7 protein-coding genes, 1 tRNA gene and 1 pseudogene are annotated in these 17,954 nt (G+C 61.4%); 5 read left to right on the top strand and 4 right to left on the bottom strand.

The features are described 5' to 3' along the window. The 3 genes and pseudogenes from AC0L2L_RS14260 to AC0L2L_RS14250 form a co-directional block, all read left to right on the top strand. Positions 1-165 (top strand): annotated as a pseudogene (locus AC0L2L_RS14260) (5-aminolevulinate synthase); the annotation flags it as partial. A gap of 16 nt (positions 166-181) precedes the next feature. Next, on the top strand, positions 182-631 hold the full coding sequence (locus tag AC0L2L_RS14255) for a pyridoxamine 5'-phosphate oxidase family protein (RefSeq protein ID WP_473579204.1): 450 nt from the start codon (positions 182-184) through the stop codon (positions 629-631). A gap of 371 nt (positions 632-1,002) precedes the next feature. Then, complete coding sequence (locus AC0L2L_RS14250) at positions 1,003-1,125, top strand: hypothetical protein (protein ID WP_473579203.1); 123 nt, start codon at positions 1,003-1,005, stop codon at positions 1,123-1,125. On the opposite strand, the gene AC0L2L_RS14245 is transcribed toward AC0L2L_RS14250, so the two are convergent. Then, positions 1,114-1,200: transfer RNA gene (locus AC0L2L_RS14245), tRNA-Leu, on the bottom strand. The genes AC0L2L_RS14250 and AC0L2L_RS14245 overlap by 12 nt on opposite strands. 369 nt (positions 1,201-1,569) lie before the next feature. On the opposite strand from AC0L2L_RS14245, the gene AC0L2L_RS14240 reads away from it, so the two are divergent. Continuing rightward, positions 1,570-1,842, top strand: coding sequence for an Arm DNA-binding domain-containing protein (locus tag AC0L2L_RS14240; protein WP_473579202.1), 273 nt, complete (start codon positions 1,570-1,572; stop codon positions 1,840-1,842). Between the two features lie 40 nt (positions 1,843-1,882). Beyond that, positions 1,883-2,089, top strand: coding sequence for a peptidoglycan-binding domain-containing protein (locus AC0L2L_RS14235; protein WP_473579217.1), 207 nt, complete (start codon positions 1,883-1,885; stop codon positions 2,087-2,089). Positions 2,090-2,266: 177 nt separating this feature from the next. Here AC0L2L_RS14235 and AC0L2L_RS14230 read toward each other — a convergent pair whose 3' ends face one another. The 3 genes from AC0L2L_RS14230 to AC0L2L_RS14220 all read right to left on the bottom strand — a co-directional run bounded on the left by AC0L2L_RS14230 (position 2,267) and on the right by AC0L2L_RS14220 (position 17,849). Beyond that, the gene (locus AC0L2L_RS14230; protein WP_473579201.1) at positions 2,267-3,730 is read right to left on the bottom strand and encodes a tyrosinase family protein; all 1,464 of its coding nucleotides are present in this window, start codon (positions 3,728-3,730) and stop codon (positions 2,267-2,269) included. A 627-nt stretch (positions 3,731-4,357) separates the two neighbouring features. After that, positions 4,358-10,786 (bottom strand): hypothetical protein, encoded by a 6,429-nt coding sequence (locus AC0L2L_RS14225; protein ID WP_473579200.1) that lies wholly within the window; start codon positions 10,784-10,786, stop codon positions 4,358-4,360. Between the two features lie 10 nt (positions 10,787-10,796). Next, positions 10,797-17,849: a hypothetical protein gene (locus AC0L2L_RS14220; protein ID WP_473579199.1), complete on the bottom strand. Its 7,053-nt coding sequence runs from the start codon at positions 17,847-17,849 to the stop codon at positions 10,797-10,799. Between the last annotated feature and the right edge of the window lie 105 nt (positions 17,850-17,954).

The raw sequence follows: 17,954 nt of genomic DNA, 5'->3' as shown, positions 1-17,954 counted from the left end.
ATCACGCCGACGCCGTTCCATTCGGATGCGCTGATCGCCGAATTGCAGGATGCGCTGGTCGAGACCTGGGACGCGCTCGGCATTCCCTATGCTGCCTCCGGCCGCCCTGCGGTGGCCAAAAGCGACCGGATTATTCCGCTGCTGGTGCCGAAGTCAGGCGGCTGAAGCAGGAGCCTAACCAATGCTCATCCGTACGCTTTCCGCTCTGGAATGCACTAGGATACTGACGGCCAACCGAGTCGGTCGCTTGGCCTGCGCGAAGGATGGGCAGCCCTATATCGTCCCATTCCACTACGCTCATTCGGACAACCACCTTTATGCCTTTTCTATGCTGGGCAAGAAAATCGAGTGGATGCGCTCTAATCCGCTCGTGTCGGTCCAGGTCGACGAACGCGGCAAAGGGCGGGGTTGGAGAAGCGTGATCGTCAACGGCCGTTATGAGGAACTCCCCGATCGGATCGGACACAATGTGGAGCGCGATCACGCCTGGTCGGTCTTGAGCAAGCACGCTGAGTGGTGGGAGCCAGGTGCGCACAAGCCGGCCACGTCCTCGAACGCGGAACACCTTCCCCCTGTGTTCTTCAGGATCTTCATCGCGGAAGTTTCAGGTCGCGAGGCGAAGGAGAGCTAGTCCCTGCCATCGCGAAGCCTAGCGAAGCTACAAAACTGGGACCCGCTCGGCTTTCCCTATGCCGCCTCCGGCCGCCCTGCGGTGGCCAAAAGCGACCGGATTATTCCGCTACTCGTGAACAAATCGGGCGGTTGAATCGCACCACGCAACGCGTGCGGATCTTGGCTAACTTCTGAGCAAAACGACGGTGACTTCCTCAGCTTGGCACGCGTCCATCCAACATTCCGGATCGCTAATGAGCGAAGGAAACGTCTGCGCCTATGACGATCTGAAATACGATAGAAGGTGGTGCGCAGATCGTTTCGACAAGCAGGTCATTTCGCAATTCGACGCCGCAAGTCCGCTTCTGGGCCACCGAAACGGAGGCCTCTATGACCGATATCATCCGCGAAGCTGCCATTCGCAATGCGCGTTGGAGATCATCGGCAAGCCGGATCTCGCATCAGAAAAATCAGCTGGGAGTTTACAGCATCAAGATAAATTGGTGCGGGTAGTCGGACTCGAACCGACACTCTGTCACCAGAAACGGATTTTGAATCCGCCGCGTCTACCAGTTCCGCCACACCCGCAATAACACCGATTCACAATTTCCCGACGCCCTCATGCTGCACCTAGACAGCAGACGAACAATCAAAAACTTGTGAGTCGATCAACTCTAACCCTTTGACTTTCAACACTCTTACTGCCCGTGTCGAAGGTAGACGAAGCCTGATTTTGAGCCGTCCAGAAGCGGCTATGCTGAACCTCGCCGAACGCAAGTAAGATCGCGAAAACCTACTACGATCAAGGACTTGTCTTGCATCGTGGGGTCGTCCACCTTCTCCATGGTTTTCGGCAGTAACCGGGAGCCGACCCCCTGAGTCCCTATTCGGCTCCTAGAATTTTTGAGATTCGGAGACGACAGATGGCCAAAATCAGGCTCACCAAGACCGCAGTGGATGCCGCAATCCCGAGGGACCAGACTCCGCGACACGACCGTACCCGGATTCTTGCTGAAGGTCACGCCAGCGGGGCGCAAGACCTTCATGCTCCAATATCAAACCAACTCCGGAGTTCGCCGAAAGCCCGCCATCGGACGCTTCGGAGAACTGGCCGTCGAGCAGGCACGGAAGATCGCCCAGGATTGGCTGGCAGAGGTCCGCCAAGGAAACGACCCCAGCGCTGGGAAGTCCGCTGCTCGCGCCGCGTCGACCGTGAAGCAAAGCAGGTAGCAGGCGCCGTCTTAGAGTTGCAGCGTGACCTCGCGGATATATAGGGTATTACGTCGGCACTCCGGACGGAGATTACGGCGAAGTGACTTCGGAGGCAGTCTATGTCTTTCAAGAGCACATGTTTGCGGGTTCCCGAAGACCTATGGGTTCGCGGACCGGCAATCTGAACATGAGGACCGGCGAGTTTATGAAGCGTGTTCTCGGAAAGGTGGAGGGGTCATTTCTTGATGTCGGAGGGCGAGAGTAGGTCGTCATGACCAGTGAAGCGGCCCCCAAATTGACGGACACGGCATCACTTCCTTAAGGGGTATGAGCCAAGGGCGACAATCGCGCTCGGTCGACCCAACATTTCGAGCGGGCCGGCAGTGTCCAAAAGATTGACGCCTTCATAAACAGGAATTCCAAGTTTCACTGGAGGCCCTTCCTACTCGGCGACGAGCAATTCCCGGATATTGATCGTTGGATTTCCGACTTCGCTTAAGGCCAGCACACGGTCCTTGCCTTTCGCGCCAAGCACCTCGATGCGTACCTCGAGCTTCTTGCCGGCCACGTCCGAACGATTGGCCCTCAGGTCGACGTTAACGGTCTCGCGTTTCACGCAGCTTGGGCATTTGTTCGGTTCGGTCCCTTGAAAAAAGGCGTGCCGCGCAACTCTCTTGCCGTCCGCAAGGAGTTGGACCTCAAAACTGCCGGATATGGCCAGGCGTGCTATGCTTTTCACGCGAATGGAGAGCCTGGACTTGCGCGGGATGCTGAACGACTGATCGGCCGAGATGTTGCCTCGCGCGACCCTGGCCAAGGTGCTGAACAGCGACGCCGCCGGATCCTCATAGGCGTACTTCGACGCGTCGATCGCCTGAGCAGCTGTTTCCGTGAACGGTTTCAGTTCGTTAAAGGGAGCTACATCCAGCCAATCCATGTCCGGGATGCTGAGCGTCTTGCGAAAGTCTTCAAGCGACACGGCTTGGTGGCGCTGCTGCCATGCCCACCACATGCGCTCCCAGTTGCAATGGAAGAGCCAGAAAATCGGATCGAAGGCCGCGATATCGGGTGTTTGCATCGCAGGACCGCACGACACGTGCCCGTCGTCGTGCGCTTGCTCGATCTGCTGGGTAAAACTCTCAAACGTCGGGGAATCTAGCGCGCCCTTTATGGTTCCCTCGACATCGCGATCGACCATCTCGGCATGGATTTTCTTGGCGGAGTGCCGTTTTGTCGCCGTGCCGGCGGGGTACTGTGGCGCAGCGTCGCGTTGCAACGTATAGCTGTCGAACGGCGGCTGAAACATCCACGCTAGCGGCTGACGGACGACGTTCCAATAGGGCAGCTTGATATCCTCGCACCCTGGAACCGACTGGAGACCCGCCTCGAAGCGGTCGATGAAAATGCGGTGCCAGGGATTGTATCGCTCTTCATGATGAAGGCAGTTTACCGGTGTCGGAAACCAATGAATATCAGCGAGCGCAAAATAGCTCTGCGGATGGTCTGGCGAACGCTCCATGATCGTCCGAAAGGCTAGTGCGAGTCTTTCAACTTCTTCCTTCGACATGTTCTCGGCATCGCGTCGGAACGCCCCGCCGGCGGTTGCCGCCAAACTGGACATTGTCTTCAGGACCTTCGCTGGCGCGTTTCCCATCGGAAATCCGCCACTGATCCAGTTCTTGAACGTTTTGACGTGGTTCTGCGACCAACGCCTTTCCGGTTCCGGAGGCATCGATCCGGATTTGGTCTGGGAGTAGATTGAGGTGGCGTTTGCCTTTACCCCGTCGTAGGTGGCGAGATCGACGCCACGCGGCGCCATATGATCCACATCTATGGCTTCAAAGAAAAATTTGATGTGTTCCAGGAAAGTTGGATTGTCGACAACTTTGTCCTCACTATCCGGCATAGTGCATCCCCCCATTTCAGAACTCACAATTAAGCGGCCAGCCCGGATTGACACTGTCCGGTGCAACTGCCTTGTCGATTTTGACAGCATTGGATTCCGCAGGACAGGCTTCTAGGCTGCCGATTGCTGGATATGGCCCTCCAGGGCCACTTGCGCTAGCAACGCATGAGGCACAAAGCCAAATCAAAGCCGCAAACGCATTCGTGGCGCGAACATCACGCATCACGGTCGCCTCTCAATTAAAAGAAATACAAACAATCCCTCCAGCGTTATTTTGCCCGACTTACAAGGGATTTGCAACAGCCTTGTTAAGTATAGGATGGTTAAACTGTATTTTACATGCGGAGTCGCCTCGATGAGTGTTGGTCCAGGTCAGAAGATAAATTTGTTTTGTGACGAGGGAGACAGTTCGAAGCATGGCTGCTCCGTGGACCTTGCCTTTCAGTAGCGGAGTGTCTGGAGCTCGGACCTTGGCCGGGCTAAGATGTTCCCGCCGCTACCCTTTGGTCTTCACAGCAATCGCCGTAGCGCCGCTTGTCGTTTGTCCCCGCGCCTAGACTAACGCGCGGCACGGTAATGTGATCGTGCATCAAGATCTTACTGTCGGTCGTGGACGAGCTATAGCCCTCACCGCCACTCGATCGGCTGCGAAATGCCGAGAATCTGCCCGGCGGCATCGGCTGGATTAAGGTCGTCGGGTGTCAGAAGCGACTGGCTGAACAGATCACTGAGCCGTCGCGTCGTCGATTGACCAAACCCGCCAAGTTCGCGAGAGCGGGGGACTAGCATCCGCAGGAAACGCAGCCTGCCGCCATTGCCCCGCTGGATCGGCTTGACCTCGTCGCCCCACCACGCTTCCGCAGTCTTGTCGGAGGTAAGCGCTATGACAAACGGTGAATTGCCCGTGCCGCGCAACGGCCGGTTCTCGGTGTCGGTGAGGTGAACCACGCCAACCGGTCGTTCACGAAGTCGAGCAAAGGCATCGGTGACGTAGCGCGTCACAACCGCCAGGAGTATCTGGTCGACCTGCGCATCGACATCCGTGGTCAGGCTCGTCGCCAGCGAGCGGATAGAGGGCGGACTCTTATCGCCCGGGGCCGACGCCAGGCTCAATGCGAGGCCTGTCATACCTGCGGTGTCGATCACCGGTTTCGCTAGAAGTTCGCCAATCGAGATGTGGCGCGTCTGCTCGTCTTGGCCGAGCGTTGCGGCGAGTACCGACATGGACTCGGCAAATTGGCACCATACAGACGGGGTGAATGAAGAGAGGCGCACCGGCTTGAGCGCCGCCTCTGGTTTGCCGCTGCGAACAGTGTTGCGGATGTTCGCCGCAACGGTCGCGTTGCCGTCAAGCGGCTGAGCTCCACTGAGCGGCACACAGTTGACCGCCAGCCAGTGATCGCGGTCGAGCCGCTCGAGCACATCCGTGCCGGATTGTGTATCGCCAATTCGCACTTTGATCGCCACATCTCCTTGCGGCGTCCATGTGTCGACTCCCTCTGGCCGCTCGCGGCCAGATACCACCAAGCGCAGCGCTGCAGTCTCTTGCGGTGAGATTGCAACGCTGGTCGTCCCGGCCTCGCCGAGCCAGGTCCTAGCGGCGATGGTCAAATTGCCCCGCTGGCGGGAGACCGCAATGGTGACGGTAGGGTCGACAGCGACCGCCGAGCCATCTGGCGCCTGGAAACTGCCCAGCGATAGAGCGAACTCTGCCTCATCACCCTCCCAGAGAGCCGCGACCTCGACCAGCAGGCCCTCATAATCGATCGGTGTCGCGCCATCTGCGGCGGGAAACCGGTGCCCGGCCAGCGGAACGCTGACGTCTGCCGGCGAGATAGGGACGGCCTTGTAGCCGCTCAGAGCTTCGGGTGCCTCAAGGCGGCGGAAGCGCAACTTGATCATCGACCAGGGCTGATAGCCCTGAGCTACCGGGGATATCAGCAATCCGGCATGGTCAAAGCGCCCCGCTTCAGTCTCGGCATCGAAGGTATAGCCCAGCGGGCCATCTGTTCTGAGCAAGATGGGGCTTCCGTCATGCGCGCCACCGGTGCGGATGGGGTCGGGCCCGAATTCCTGCCAATGCTTCAGCGTATCCGTCGGTGACGAGATATGGCCGGCCAGCAGATGCTCCAGGTCGCGGATTGCATCGGCGTACTTGTTCGGATCCTCGTCTTTAAGTCTTTTCAGTTCTGCTTGCTGCTCAACCACCGTAAAGGGATGGCGCGCCACATCGACCGCCACGTCTATGCCGTCCGCAAGATTGAAGTTGGCGTAAACGCGTTCGTTGAACAGCGCCAGCAGCGGCGGCGTCGCGCCGCCGGCCATTAGCGGTTCGGTGAGTGGCAGGACAAGCGCGAGACCGGGTCGCGCAATGGTTCTCGCGCTTGGCCGGTCGGGTAGGGCCTGAACGGCCCAAGCCGCGCCGTTCGGGCCAAGATGCGCGAGCTTTTCCGGTGACAGGTGGCGCGGGAATAGCGGTGCATAGCGACTGGTCAACGAAAAGCCGAAACGCCACAAATTGAGCCCGGCTCGCCAATCCAGCGCCTTGGTGAAGATGGCGGTCGACGGGGGCGTGGGCAAGGACTCGCTCAGATTGCCTCGCCCGCCATAGATGTGAGCCTTCTCCAGCCGACGCACGATGATATCACCGACATCCTCGTCGCGTCGCCCTGTGAATGCCGTCTCCGCAAGCGCCCGGGTCCAGGCGCCGTTGAGCAGCGAATTGGACGCGGGCGTGGCGGCGACCTCAGCCTGCGGGTGTCCACGCCAACTCCAACGCTGCGAATACAGCGATGCCGTCGCGGCATAGCGCGTCATGCGATAGCGTTCTTCCTTCTGGGAGGTTGGATCGGCAAGGCCAAGCGGAAGGTAGATTCGCGCCGTGTCTTCGCGTTGGGTGGGCGGACGGTCCACGACGATCAATCGTGAATCAATCGACCAGCCGGACTTTTCATAGACCGCCGGCAAATCGGTCGTGGCCACCTCGATGGTCACGACGTTCGGCGAAGCCAGGAGATAGTCGGCGCCACCAATGTTGACCCTGCGCAGCGTGGCGCGGACAGGATCAGAAAGCCGCTCAAGAGTTTGGAACGGCGAGAAATCCTGCTTGCCACCGGCAACCACCGCATAGCTGCGCAACTCATATATGCGTCCTGGCCGCAGCACGGCCTTCACACCGTTTTGCGAGGACACGAGTTTCGCAGCATTTTCATAGCCGAATTCGACTATCGCCAGCCGCCCGTCGCCGGACGTCACGCTGCCCATGTCCGGCGCGAAGACGCCGTCGCCGGTGATGGGCGCCGTCACCCCCATGCCGATCGCCTGCTGGCGCGGGAAGACTTCGACGAGTTCGAAGCAGAACGCCGTGACTGCGGGATCCTCAAAGCTCACCTCTGGCCTCGCGCCAGTTTGTTGGGGCTCGCGCGTCGACAGCGCGTAGGCTTTGTTGAGCGCCTTGTAGACTGCGGTCTTGTGTTTTTCCGGGCCGCCAGTGGTCTCGATCAAGGCCGGATTGATCCAGCGCTCAAAAGAACCGAACTCGATCCCTGGCCGCCTAAAGGTCACCGCGGCAGGCACGGTTTTCTTGATGGCGTGATTGATTTGGTCGAAAAGAGTTATGACCCGGGACCGATGGCTGGCCTCGGGCGCGATCAGCGGCTTGCCCTTGACCATAGAATCGACCAGCACAAGATCGTCGTTCTTGCCTCGCTGAATCTCGACAACTACCGGAAGTTCGAATTGCACGGGGGCACCCGTTTGCGGGACTGCTACCTCCACGAACATGTCATGCCAATCGCCCCATTTCGAAGACGCAGATGTCACATCGAAGCGCCCTTCATCTTCGGCGAGGGCGGGCACTTCCTGCTGTCGTTCGGTGCGGCTGATGATTTGGGTGCCGTCACTGTCGATGAGCAGAGATAAACGAAAGTCATTGACGACATTGTTGAACTTGTCTTGCCATAGTGGCTCGGGCGACATGCTGTCGCCTTTGGTCCCCCAAAGGATCACCTCGAGTTCGGCGACGGCGGTTCGTTTGCTGTCATAGGTCGAGCCTGGTTTGCACACATCGCCCAAAGACACCCGGAAACCGGTCAGTTCGCCCTCGGCCGGTCTTTGCCACGATATTATGCCGCGTTGCCCTGAGACATCGCGAAAAAACATCGCGGACTGGCCTGGCTCCAACGTTATGGGCGGTGGGCGGATTGGCAGTTCGGCAGCAAGGGGCGGAACGTTCTGTGGCACAGCGGGAAGCGCCGGCTTGCCTGGCGTCTCGACCAACCGTGGCACACCGATCGGGCGGGTACGCAAATAGGCTTTGGACCGGGCGTCGCCGACCGCATCGGAGAGCGTGTCATTGATGCGTTTTCCCGGTGCTTCGCGGCGAATAAGCGGGTTGCCGGGATCCGCGCGCAGCCATAGTGGCAACACGCCGCCATGCCCGATCAAAAAAGGCAGGACCCAGAAGGAATAGCCGAACGACAGTGCCGGGAGCGTATAACCCGCCTTGGCCGATGGCGGCTCCAGTCGCTCCGGACGGCGCGGGCTGATGGGCTGGTCGTGCGCGTCATTCTGGATTGTATCCGACAGCAGACCCGTTGCGAGCCAACGATTGTTGTACGAAAGCAGGCTCTGGCGAACGCCGCCGCCTTGCCCGACCTGGATCGCCACGGGGTCGACTAGTCCGACCGATTTTGGCATATCGGGCTGCTTAGGCGCCACCGCGAGCAGCTCGGCCGTGTTGAGCGTCCACCATTCCTGGGGCGCGGTGCCCTGGCTTGGACGTGCCGTGGTGCGGCCAAGCAGTGCGCCATAGCCGGCAAGTCGTCCCCACGCATCCTCAGTTCCGAAATCCTGGAACTGGTCGATGCGGACCACAAGCGGTGGTGCATCCATGGTGATGCGCTCAAGCGTGGCCGTCGGCACGGCCGCGGCAGCGAGCTTCATGGCATCATCACGCGCCTTGCTGATCACCTTCGTCATCAGAAGGGTAAGCCACGCTGGATTGGCGACCGTCGCCGATAGCTGTGTGTAGAGTGGTTGCACGAGCGCGGCGACGCCATCGCGAATAGCCTGAGCAAAGCCATCGGTCGAGGGGGGCCAGGTCTCATTCGCCCAATCCTGCCGGCCGGCGAGGATACCTGGGAGGTAGGGGCCAGCGAAAGCGAGCGACAGCTCCGTGCGCACACCCTGCGCGGTCAGCGCGTCGGCGAAGCGCTGTGCATAGGCGGGCTCCGCGGGATGCGGCTGGAAGTCGCCGACAGCGCCGGCCACGGCTTCAAGCGTGATCGAGAATGGCGCGCGCGCCAGGTCCGGCGCCAGCACGTTAAGGGACTGCCCGGTCGCCTCAAAGCTCACCACAAGGTTCGACCGATCAGATGACAAGGCAAGAGCGAAGATCAGTGCGACATTGCCCTGTACAGCCACATCGATCGGCGCGCCGCCATTCGCGCTCACGGTGACCAAGGCATCGGAGGTGCGCTCAAACCGTAGCTTGGTGGCGCCGATTGACAGCTGAGCCGTATCGCCTGTTCTAGAAAGCTTCAGAATGAAACGCGGGCCAGGCGAGCTCAGCATGCCGGCATCGAGCACTGCCTCGGGCGTCGTGACGATCGGCATCGCTGGCCCGACCGTTGGCGCGCTCACCAACTGGGTTGTAAGTTGGCGCGGCGCGCCTGCCGCCACCGGGCGTGAAACGTAGGGAGCATCGCCGAGCGGCGCCAGCCAATGGCCCTGCACGAATTCCAGAAGACCGGCCTCCGTGTCCACGGCCGATTGTTCCTTAGGAACTCGCGCGATTTCCTCGGGCGTCATGCCGACTGTGGAGGCGAGGCGCGCGTAGGACATGAGCGGCGCTCGCACAGGGTCGGGGACGGTACCATTGGCGTTTTCATCGCGGTCGAGCATGCGAAGGAAGATCTGACCGGCGCTTTGGGCGGCCGCAGTGCGCGAGCCATCCGCCGCGCGCTCCCGGGCTAATGTGCAGAACCGGGAAATCGCTACAGCTGGTACGGCTTCCGACGCCCGCGACATTGGCCGAAACACGTTCACAGTCATGGCGTTGAGAAGCGTCATCACCGCCGAAGGCTTGCCGTCCGCCACAACTGCCAGATCCGCTCTAAGCTGCGCGAATGTGTCTTGATCAGCGGCATCCTGGCTCGCGCGAAGACCCTCCACAACACCATCGAACGCACTGATGAGGCGTGCCGCCGGATCGATTGCCTCGGCCAGCCGCGCCGGCAGATGGGCGGCATAGTCCTCGTCACCGGTTTCGGAATCCTGTGCGCTGAGCCCGATCGAGAGCTTGGACAAATCGACAAGCCGCGCCGCACCGGCAGTCCGCGTCATCTCCAACATTGCGAGGCTGGCACGCAGCTGGAACTGTACTGAATTGGCCCAACTCGATGCATCGACAAGTGCTGCGTCGGCGGTAATCACTCCCGTCGGGTCAATATCGACAAAGGTGACGTTGTCGATATCGAAGCTGCCTCCACCCGGGAGAAGGAAGCGCGGGATGGCAATCATGCGGACGGCCGAGAGATCCTCGGCCACCGACAACACGGTGAACACGCGCAGGCCGGCTGGCACTGGGTGTGGCAATCCTGTGAGGCTCTCAACCATGCCGAACACGGTGCGGTGCTCGATCGGCTGATCGCCCGGCGGCAGGCAGATTGCGGCTTCCGCACCTTCGTCGACAATGAGCCCGAGCGTCTGCTCGAGGGCGGAAGCGAAGTCTCCGTTGAGCCCTGGATCCAGCTTGGCAGGAGCAGGCAACTTGGCCGTGATCTCGACCGGCGCGGCGCCATCCAGCCGAAACAGCCGCCATGCTTCGGGGTCGTGCGGGTTCCATTTAGGCTGCAGGTTCGGGGCCGCAGGCAGCCAGTGCCACGGGCAAAGATCTGGCAGCAGTTCCCGCGGGGTAACCGTCAAGGCGGCGCCTACCGGGAGGTCGACCAGCGCCGAAACCCGCAAGCCAATCTGGGTAGTCGTCGTGCCATCCTTGTTCGCCAGCAGTGGCAACAAGTCGGCTTGCACCCGCACGATCAGTTTTGCAGCCATTGTGCCCCCCCTAGGCATACGCCCCGGCATAGTCGTCGCTGCCGGCCTTCTCGCTTTTCTTGCCGATGAAGGTATATTCGACGCCTTGGTTGATCCTGAGCGTGTAGAACATGCTGATCTTGAAGCTCAGGCGCAGCGTACCGCGCCCGATCATCCGGGCACCGTCATACGAAACCTCAAGCAGCAGCATGATGTTGGCGGTCACCAGGCCCGCTATGTCGACATTGCCGCGCGCCAGGATGAAAACAGTGACCACGGTCGAGTTGCCGCCCTGCTCGGTGGTCCAGGTGATGGCGATCGAGCAGCCTATCTGCAGCCAGACCCCGCCCGAAACGACGCCGAAGCTGAATCCCAGTCCAACACCGGCGACAATGCCCACATCGAGCGTGTAGCTCAAAACCGCCTTGGGTCGCGATGTCGGCCGGAATGACATGCGCTGCGTCAGGTAGCCGCCGCCATTGAGGATCCAGACGCTGAGTGTAAACGGCGCGATGCGCTGCGCCACCGAGACCTCGCACATAATTTCGAACTCTGGAATCGCGGCAACGCCAAACATCACATGCAGCGAAAGGCTGGTGATGGCAAAGGCACCTAGCGTCAGATCGGGCAACGCCAGATCAAGCGTTGCTGCGACGCCCGCCGGAACACTGCCGCGCATCAAGGGCTCGACGACAAGGCCCTCTCCCTTGCCCGACACGGCAAGGAAGTTGGTGAGGAAGTCGAGCGCATCGGCCAGTTCAACCCGCTCCGGTGCGATCTTGAAATCGAGCTTGCCGCTCTCGTCGAAATACAGCCCGGTACGCTTGAAGGTGATGATGTCCTGCCCGCCGCAGACCACACGCCAGTCGCCAGTGATGTTGCCGGTGATCCGCTGCGTCGACCCTTCGAGCCCGGCGGTCATGCTGGATTCGGCAAAGAACAGCGCCTCGTCCACGGCAAGGGTCACTGGTCCGAACGTGATGATGTCGACGGGCTCGGCAAAAGGCACGTCGATGATCGCCTTCATCCAAAGACGCCGCTCGGCCTTGTCGAAGCCCTGCGTTATCTTGACGGCCTCAAGATCGTCGAGGTCCGGAAAACCGGCCCGGGTCAGCAGCCCGCGCAGGTCGAGCCCACCAATATTGGGGATCAACTTGGCGACGGACAGGTCCTTGAGGGCGTCGGGCACCATGTTCTCGGCAAGCCTGCCGGTCGGCAGGCGAAAGCCCATACCAGGGATCAGGTCGCCAATCGCCTTGCCCGCCTGGTCGACGGCTGCCAGCGTGTCGGACACCCGGTTGACCAGCGACACCGCGGGCGTGATGTCGATGATCTTGTCGACTTCCTTAAGCACATAGGCGACCTGGGGTCTGTTGAGCCCCAGCCGATCGTTCTTGGGTGGATCACCGACAGCCCGGATCAGCCGCAGAACGTCTGAGCCCTCTTGCGCCAAGCGGACAGCCTGATCGGCTAGAGCCAAAGGATCGCTGCCGAGCGCCTCGGCCACCGAACTCTGAATGCTGCCGAGCAGTTGACGGCCACGCTCCTCGATCTGGCGCGTTGCCCGCGCCGCACTCGCGTAGATTTCAGCCTTTACCTCTTCCAGATAACGCTCACCGCCCTGCGTTACACTGTCGACGGCGGCTTCAGCCGCATCCTGAATCTGCCTGGCGATTGCCTCAGGCTGGTCAAGGCCGAATGCCGCAAGGACGGCACCGGAAAGATCGGTCCTCAGCACTGAACGCAGCAAGTCCTCGATGGCATTGGCGGCGGCGAACAACTGGTCGACCGCCGCGGTGATCGTTGCTCTGGCCGCGGCTTCGAACTGGTCGATTCTGGTACGCGCAACCTTGTCTGCCGCAAGTACGGCATCCTCAAGCGTCTTTGTGGCATGGATGATGCCTGCCGACAGATCCTTGAGGGCGTCGATGACGTCGTTCGCCCAACCGGTGAAATCGTCTCCCTCGACCTGCTGCGACAGGGCAACGACAGCCCTGACGATGAACTCCATCAACGTTTCGTCGGTGAGCTGCTCGGCGAGCTCATCCACCGCCTGGTCTAGCGTCAAGATCGTCTGCTGCACGACCTGGTCCGCCTGTGCCTGCAGCGCGGCCAGCGGTCCGCTAGCGTCTGCCACCCCGTCGACCAACGTTTCAAGTGTCGAGCGTAGGGTGGCTGCGAAATCTATGATCCGTTTCAGCCCGCTTCTTACGACGCCATCGACCGGCCCGATCTGGTCGCCGACATTCAGGCGCATCAACGTCGTGGTGGCAAGATCGGCCCCGGATTCGATGGCGCTGCAAATTGTGGTCAAGGCTCGCAGAGACGTGGAGTTGCTTCCGGTGTCGATCTTCCCGCGCACCGAAGCAACCGCCTTGGCGAATGGATCGAGAGCAGCCTTTGTCTTGACCGCTGCAGTCATCACAGCATCGTCGATCGTGCCCGCGGCGGCATTCAGCGCTGTTAGAAGCTCGTCCAGCGCAGTGCTCACCAGGATGAGATACTTGTCGATCTCAGCACCCTGGGCACGAATCTCGCCACCGGCCGCCACGACGACCTTCGCGATGTCGAACGTCGCACGCTCGGCCAGCCCCTTGAGATCGGCCTTGACGTCGTCGGCGACATCCCAAAGCCGCTCGCGCACATCGCGCAGCGTATCGACCAGCTCGATGCGCTGATCTTCCGGCAGTTCATAGTAATCGGTCGAACCCGGTATCTGCAGCGCTTTGAGCAGGGCCTGTGCCCCGGACGCGAACCCACCAGCCGCACGCAGTGGGCGCTGAACACCGTCGAGCGCTTCGTCCAGCAAGGCCCTTGCCGCGTTGGCCAGCCGGGACACTTCGGCGGTGGCATCGCTGGTCAGACGGCTGCGCAGCGTGCCGTTGTCCTTCGGGATTGCGCCACCGAGTGTCGCGGCGACATCGGGCACATTTCCAACGGCGATCCCGAGCGGCTTTTGGAGCGCAGCACGAATGGCAGCCTTGATGGTATCTTTGGCCGTGCCAGTGCTGGATCGGTTGAGCTTGGGGTCCAGACGTTCAAGCACGCCCAAGGCGCGGCCGATGGCGCCGTCAATCTCGGCGCGTGTGTTGGCCGCAAACATGCTCAAGTCCACCAGCGCCGCCCGCGATGTGGCCGCGTTGGTGCCGGTCGCAGGGCTCGATCGTGCTATGGTGACGTTGTGCATCATTGCGCTTGGGCCATCGCCAGCGCGCCCATGCATCAGAGCCACCGTTTCCTCGGTCAGCTTGAGCTTCAGCGTAAGCCGCTCATAGCCGGGTACATGTGCTGGCTCGGGCGCCAGCATGGCGTCGGTCAGCTGCTCGCTGTTCGGTTTCAGCTGACCTGCCACCGGGACCGGTAGATCGACGAAATCGACATCGCGCACCGCACGCCACACGTCAGTGTTGTCGCCGCGTTCTCCCGCCAGCGTCGAGGTGTAGAAAACCAGCTTCTGTGGCTCATCGATCTCGATCGCGGCCTCGCCGCCGTCAGCCGCCGCGAACAGGCAGCGGATCTGCGGCTTGGGGTAGACCAGTGACGGGTCGTCCGGATTGTCCCGCGCGCCTGAGTGCTTGTTGGTCGGCGGCTCCGCGAATGCCGTGTTCCACAACGGCACCGCCCATCCTTCGCGCCGCACATCGCCGCCCCAGCGGCTGTCGACGGGAATGCGCTTCGACTTGAACTCGACGCCGGTGAGAAATCCCGCCGCCGATATTGAGGTGCCATTCTCGGGGTAGCGCCTGATCGGCTGCAGAAGCTCGACATATTCTTCCACCTTGCGCAGCACTGGCCGGCCCAGATGTTCGTCCTGCTGCGCTCCAATCGGAGGGCGATTATAGAACTGGCGCGGCGGCACAACGGTGCGCTCGTAGATGATGACGTGCTTGGCCCGATGCCACAGCGCCCCGATGCGGCCGATGCGCTCAAGCTTGTAGCGCTGCACCCGCCCCATCGTGACTTCGGTATCGATCACCGACTTGTCTTCTGCAAACAGCGCCCGTTGCCCGGCCCATGCGCCAAGTGCCGACAGGTGGACGTCCTCGATGCGCCCTGACTCGCTGAGTGGCTCCCGATAGACCTCGCTGAGGATGTTGGCGCTTTCAAACGCCCATGGTACGCCGCCCGAAAACGAGTCACGATCATCGCGCGACACCGTGAAAGTGCCGTCGATGAGAGCGCGCTGAGATGGCGACAGTGGCAGGTCCGCGGGAATATCGCCGGGTACCGGCCAGCGGAAGGGTGTCGCCGGTCCGCCATCGGTCAGCGAGCCATCGGCGTTGCGGCGTCGATGCCGCAGCCCGAACGAAAGGCCGCGTTCTATTCGCAGTGGTTGATCGGGCGCGCCAGCCCATAGCTTTTCAACGGACAGTCGGCGCTTTTCGGCGCCGATCACCGCGTTGGCCAGGGCAATGTGCTGTCCCTTCGGGCTCTGCGGTGCTGCGGCGTCAGCGTATTTCTGCGGCGGTACCCCGATCGTCGCCCCGATCTCGGTTATCCAGATGTCGGTCTGCGGCACCAGCCGCGTGGTAAGGCCATAGACGAGCTCGGCGCGCAGCTGGCGCAGGCGCGCGCCCGGCGACCGTTGACCGGGAAAGCCAAGAATGCGCCGCAGGTTCCAGCCCGGTTCATGATAACCGGTATCGGCATAGGTGGGATCGATCTCGACGACAGTCGGGGCTCCGAACCGTACAGCTGCCGGTTTGCCGGGGGAAATATCGGGCGGCCTCGTAGCGTCGTCGGCCCTGTTCTTCTCCATCGCCTCGCCAATGACCTGCGGCGGCAGCAGCAACTCGACGCGTTCGTTCTCATCCCTGACCCGCCAGGACAGCCCACCCTCGCCTCCGGCATTCCAGACCGCGACTTCGTTTGCCTCGTCGCTCGAGGCGCCGCGGGGTTCGATGTAGCGAACGCCAGCAACCCGGAACGGCTCCGGGTCGATCACTAGGATCATCCCGGTCGCTGCGGATGTCCGGTCATCGTTGACACTGCGCAACTTGAGCCGGACCTCGTGGTCGCGCCCGCGCCCGGCCGTCTCGCGCACCACCAGTTCGTAGCGGCTCACCGCCGGATCAGTGGCAGGAAACAGCAGTGGATCGCTTGCGTCGGGCCTCACTTCATCGGCCAGCAGCTGGCGTGTCGCATCCCGGGTTGCCGCCCTGGCCACCCCGCTCGGCGCGTCTTGCCCTCCAGGCAGCAAGCCGTAGACCGGCAGGGTCAGCGCAAGCTCGACGCCGTGCGCGAGTCGCGTGCCGGAACCGTTATACTGACGGATCAGGCACATCTGGTCACGCGTCTGCTGCGCGCTGGCCGGCCCGCCAGTCCCCAGAACCAGCCGGAACGCCCCAATCACCACGTCCAAGTTGTCAGGCATCGCTTCGACGCGCAGGCCGAAACGTACGCCCTCGTCAACGGCGGCAAAATCATCGCGGGCGGTGACGGCCGGCTGGTATGATGGCCAGCGGGTACAGGGCACGTCTTCGGCGCTGTCGAACGCCGCACGGCCAGGCGCCAGGATTGCCAGCCTGATCGATTTCCCCAAAACCGCGCCATCGCTTGACACGATACCGCGAAACGTCGCCGCTGCCGTTAGGCGCAAATTGTCGCCGGCTACCTTCGGCGGGTTCCAGTAGTCGTCCTGCATCCTCGGCTCAACGACGTTCCAGATCACCGCCCGGCGCGGATCGGCCGGGTCCTTCCCGGTGGCCAGTCGGATCAGCCGTCGCCAGGCGCGGGTTTCCACCAACTGCCCAACGATATGCCAGGGCAGGCCCACACCGGGCACCGAAAAACCGGACAGCTGTGGCAGCGCACTGATCTGGGAGCCGTCGGCAATTCGCCGCAGCGCGCTCTCAACCGCGATGCCAGTGGTGTCCAAGCCCGCGATCAGGGCTTGGGCCAGTGCTATGGAACTGGCCTTTGCCTCCAGGCGCGCGGCGATGATCCACCGTACCGGCTGACCTGGGGTCAGATCCGCGGAAATGTCTTGCAGTCGCTGTTCCTGGGAAAAGATGGGGATTTTCAACGAGGCCGCTATGGTGTTGGCATCAGGGACCAGATTGGTCAGTAGCGCTTTGGTGGCGCCGCGGAAACTATCCGATCCGATGTCAATGAACGGCTCGTACTGACATTCGAGGCGAAGAATAATCCGTCTCGCAATACTTGTCCCGACCCGATACTCCGCGACCCTGAATCCCCACCATCGACGAACTGTTACTGCTGTGCCAGGCTGCTTGAGCCCTTTGTCCGCCCACAGCGGGATAACGCTCATCGAGCCCTGTTGGGTTGTGTAGCCCAGTTCCGACAGCCGCTTGTCCTTTGCGTCGAGGGAAGGGCGGGTGTCTCCAGAGGCAAAGGAACGCGTGGTGATCGTCAACGCAAGGTCATCAAACAGCGCGTCCCGCTCCGCCGTCGGAGCCGGCACCGCGCCCGAAGACGAGGCCTTGTCCCAGAGTGAACGCGGTTTTGCCTTCTGCGTAGCAGACAGCTGGAGCAAAATCCGGCTGTCGAACCGATCACCATTCTTGTCCGTGGAACTGACATCGTGGCCGTTGAGCGCCATTGGCACATGTGCACGCAGCTCGAAAGCGTTGAGAACGCCGCGTTGAGTGGCATGCGGCACGATATAGAGCGTCGATACTTGCCATTTACCGGCGGTGGGAAGTCCAGGATCGAGACTGCCATCTCCATTTTCGATGAAGCCCGCGGTGTCGAGCCGCGCGATCGGTTGTGGCCCACCATCCACCCGATCCTGATCGTAGGTGTAGAAGGCAACCAGCACCACATTGGAATAGGCTTGGGGCTTCGGCTCCAACGTCGGCCCCGGCGCGTCGTCGGGCGCAATGGTTCCAGGATCGACCAGGCCGTCCTGAACCATGCTCCCGAAGATAGTGCGTGATCGCGAGCCAAGATCGAGGAATGTCTTCAGCGGAAGACGGGCATAGCGCCACTCTTCCGGTTTTCCGGCGCGGGTGCCTACGGCAACGACGTTAAAGCTCCCAGGTCGATCGTTGTCCAGCGTAGCCTGGATGGCGATGAATGCAATATGATCGTCAGCAGTCTTGCCCGACGCCCTCTTGCTCATGGCAGTCCCCACCGCCGGGGAAAACACCGCTCCCCTGTTCATCACCAGCAAAGTACAAATTTGCGCCATATGCAATAAGTAAAGTGCGTGAGAATAAAATGTTGC

The sequence above is a fragment of the Mesorhizobium sp. WSM4832 genome (assembly GCF_055811115.1).
Note: the sequence above shows the minus strand (reverse complement) of the source record. Positions and strands in the feature narration are given on the sequence as shown.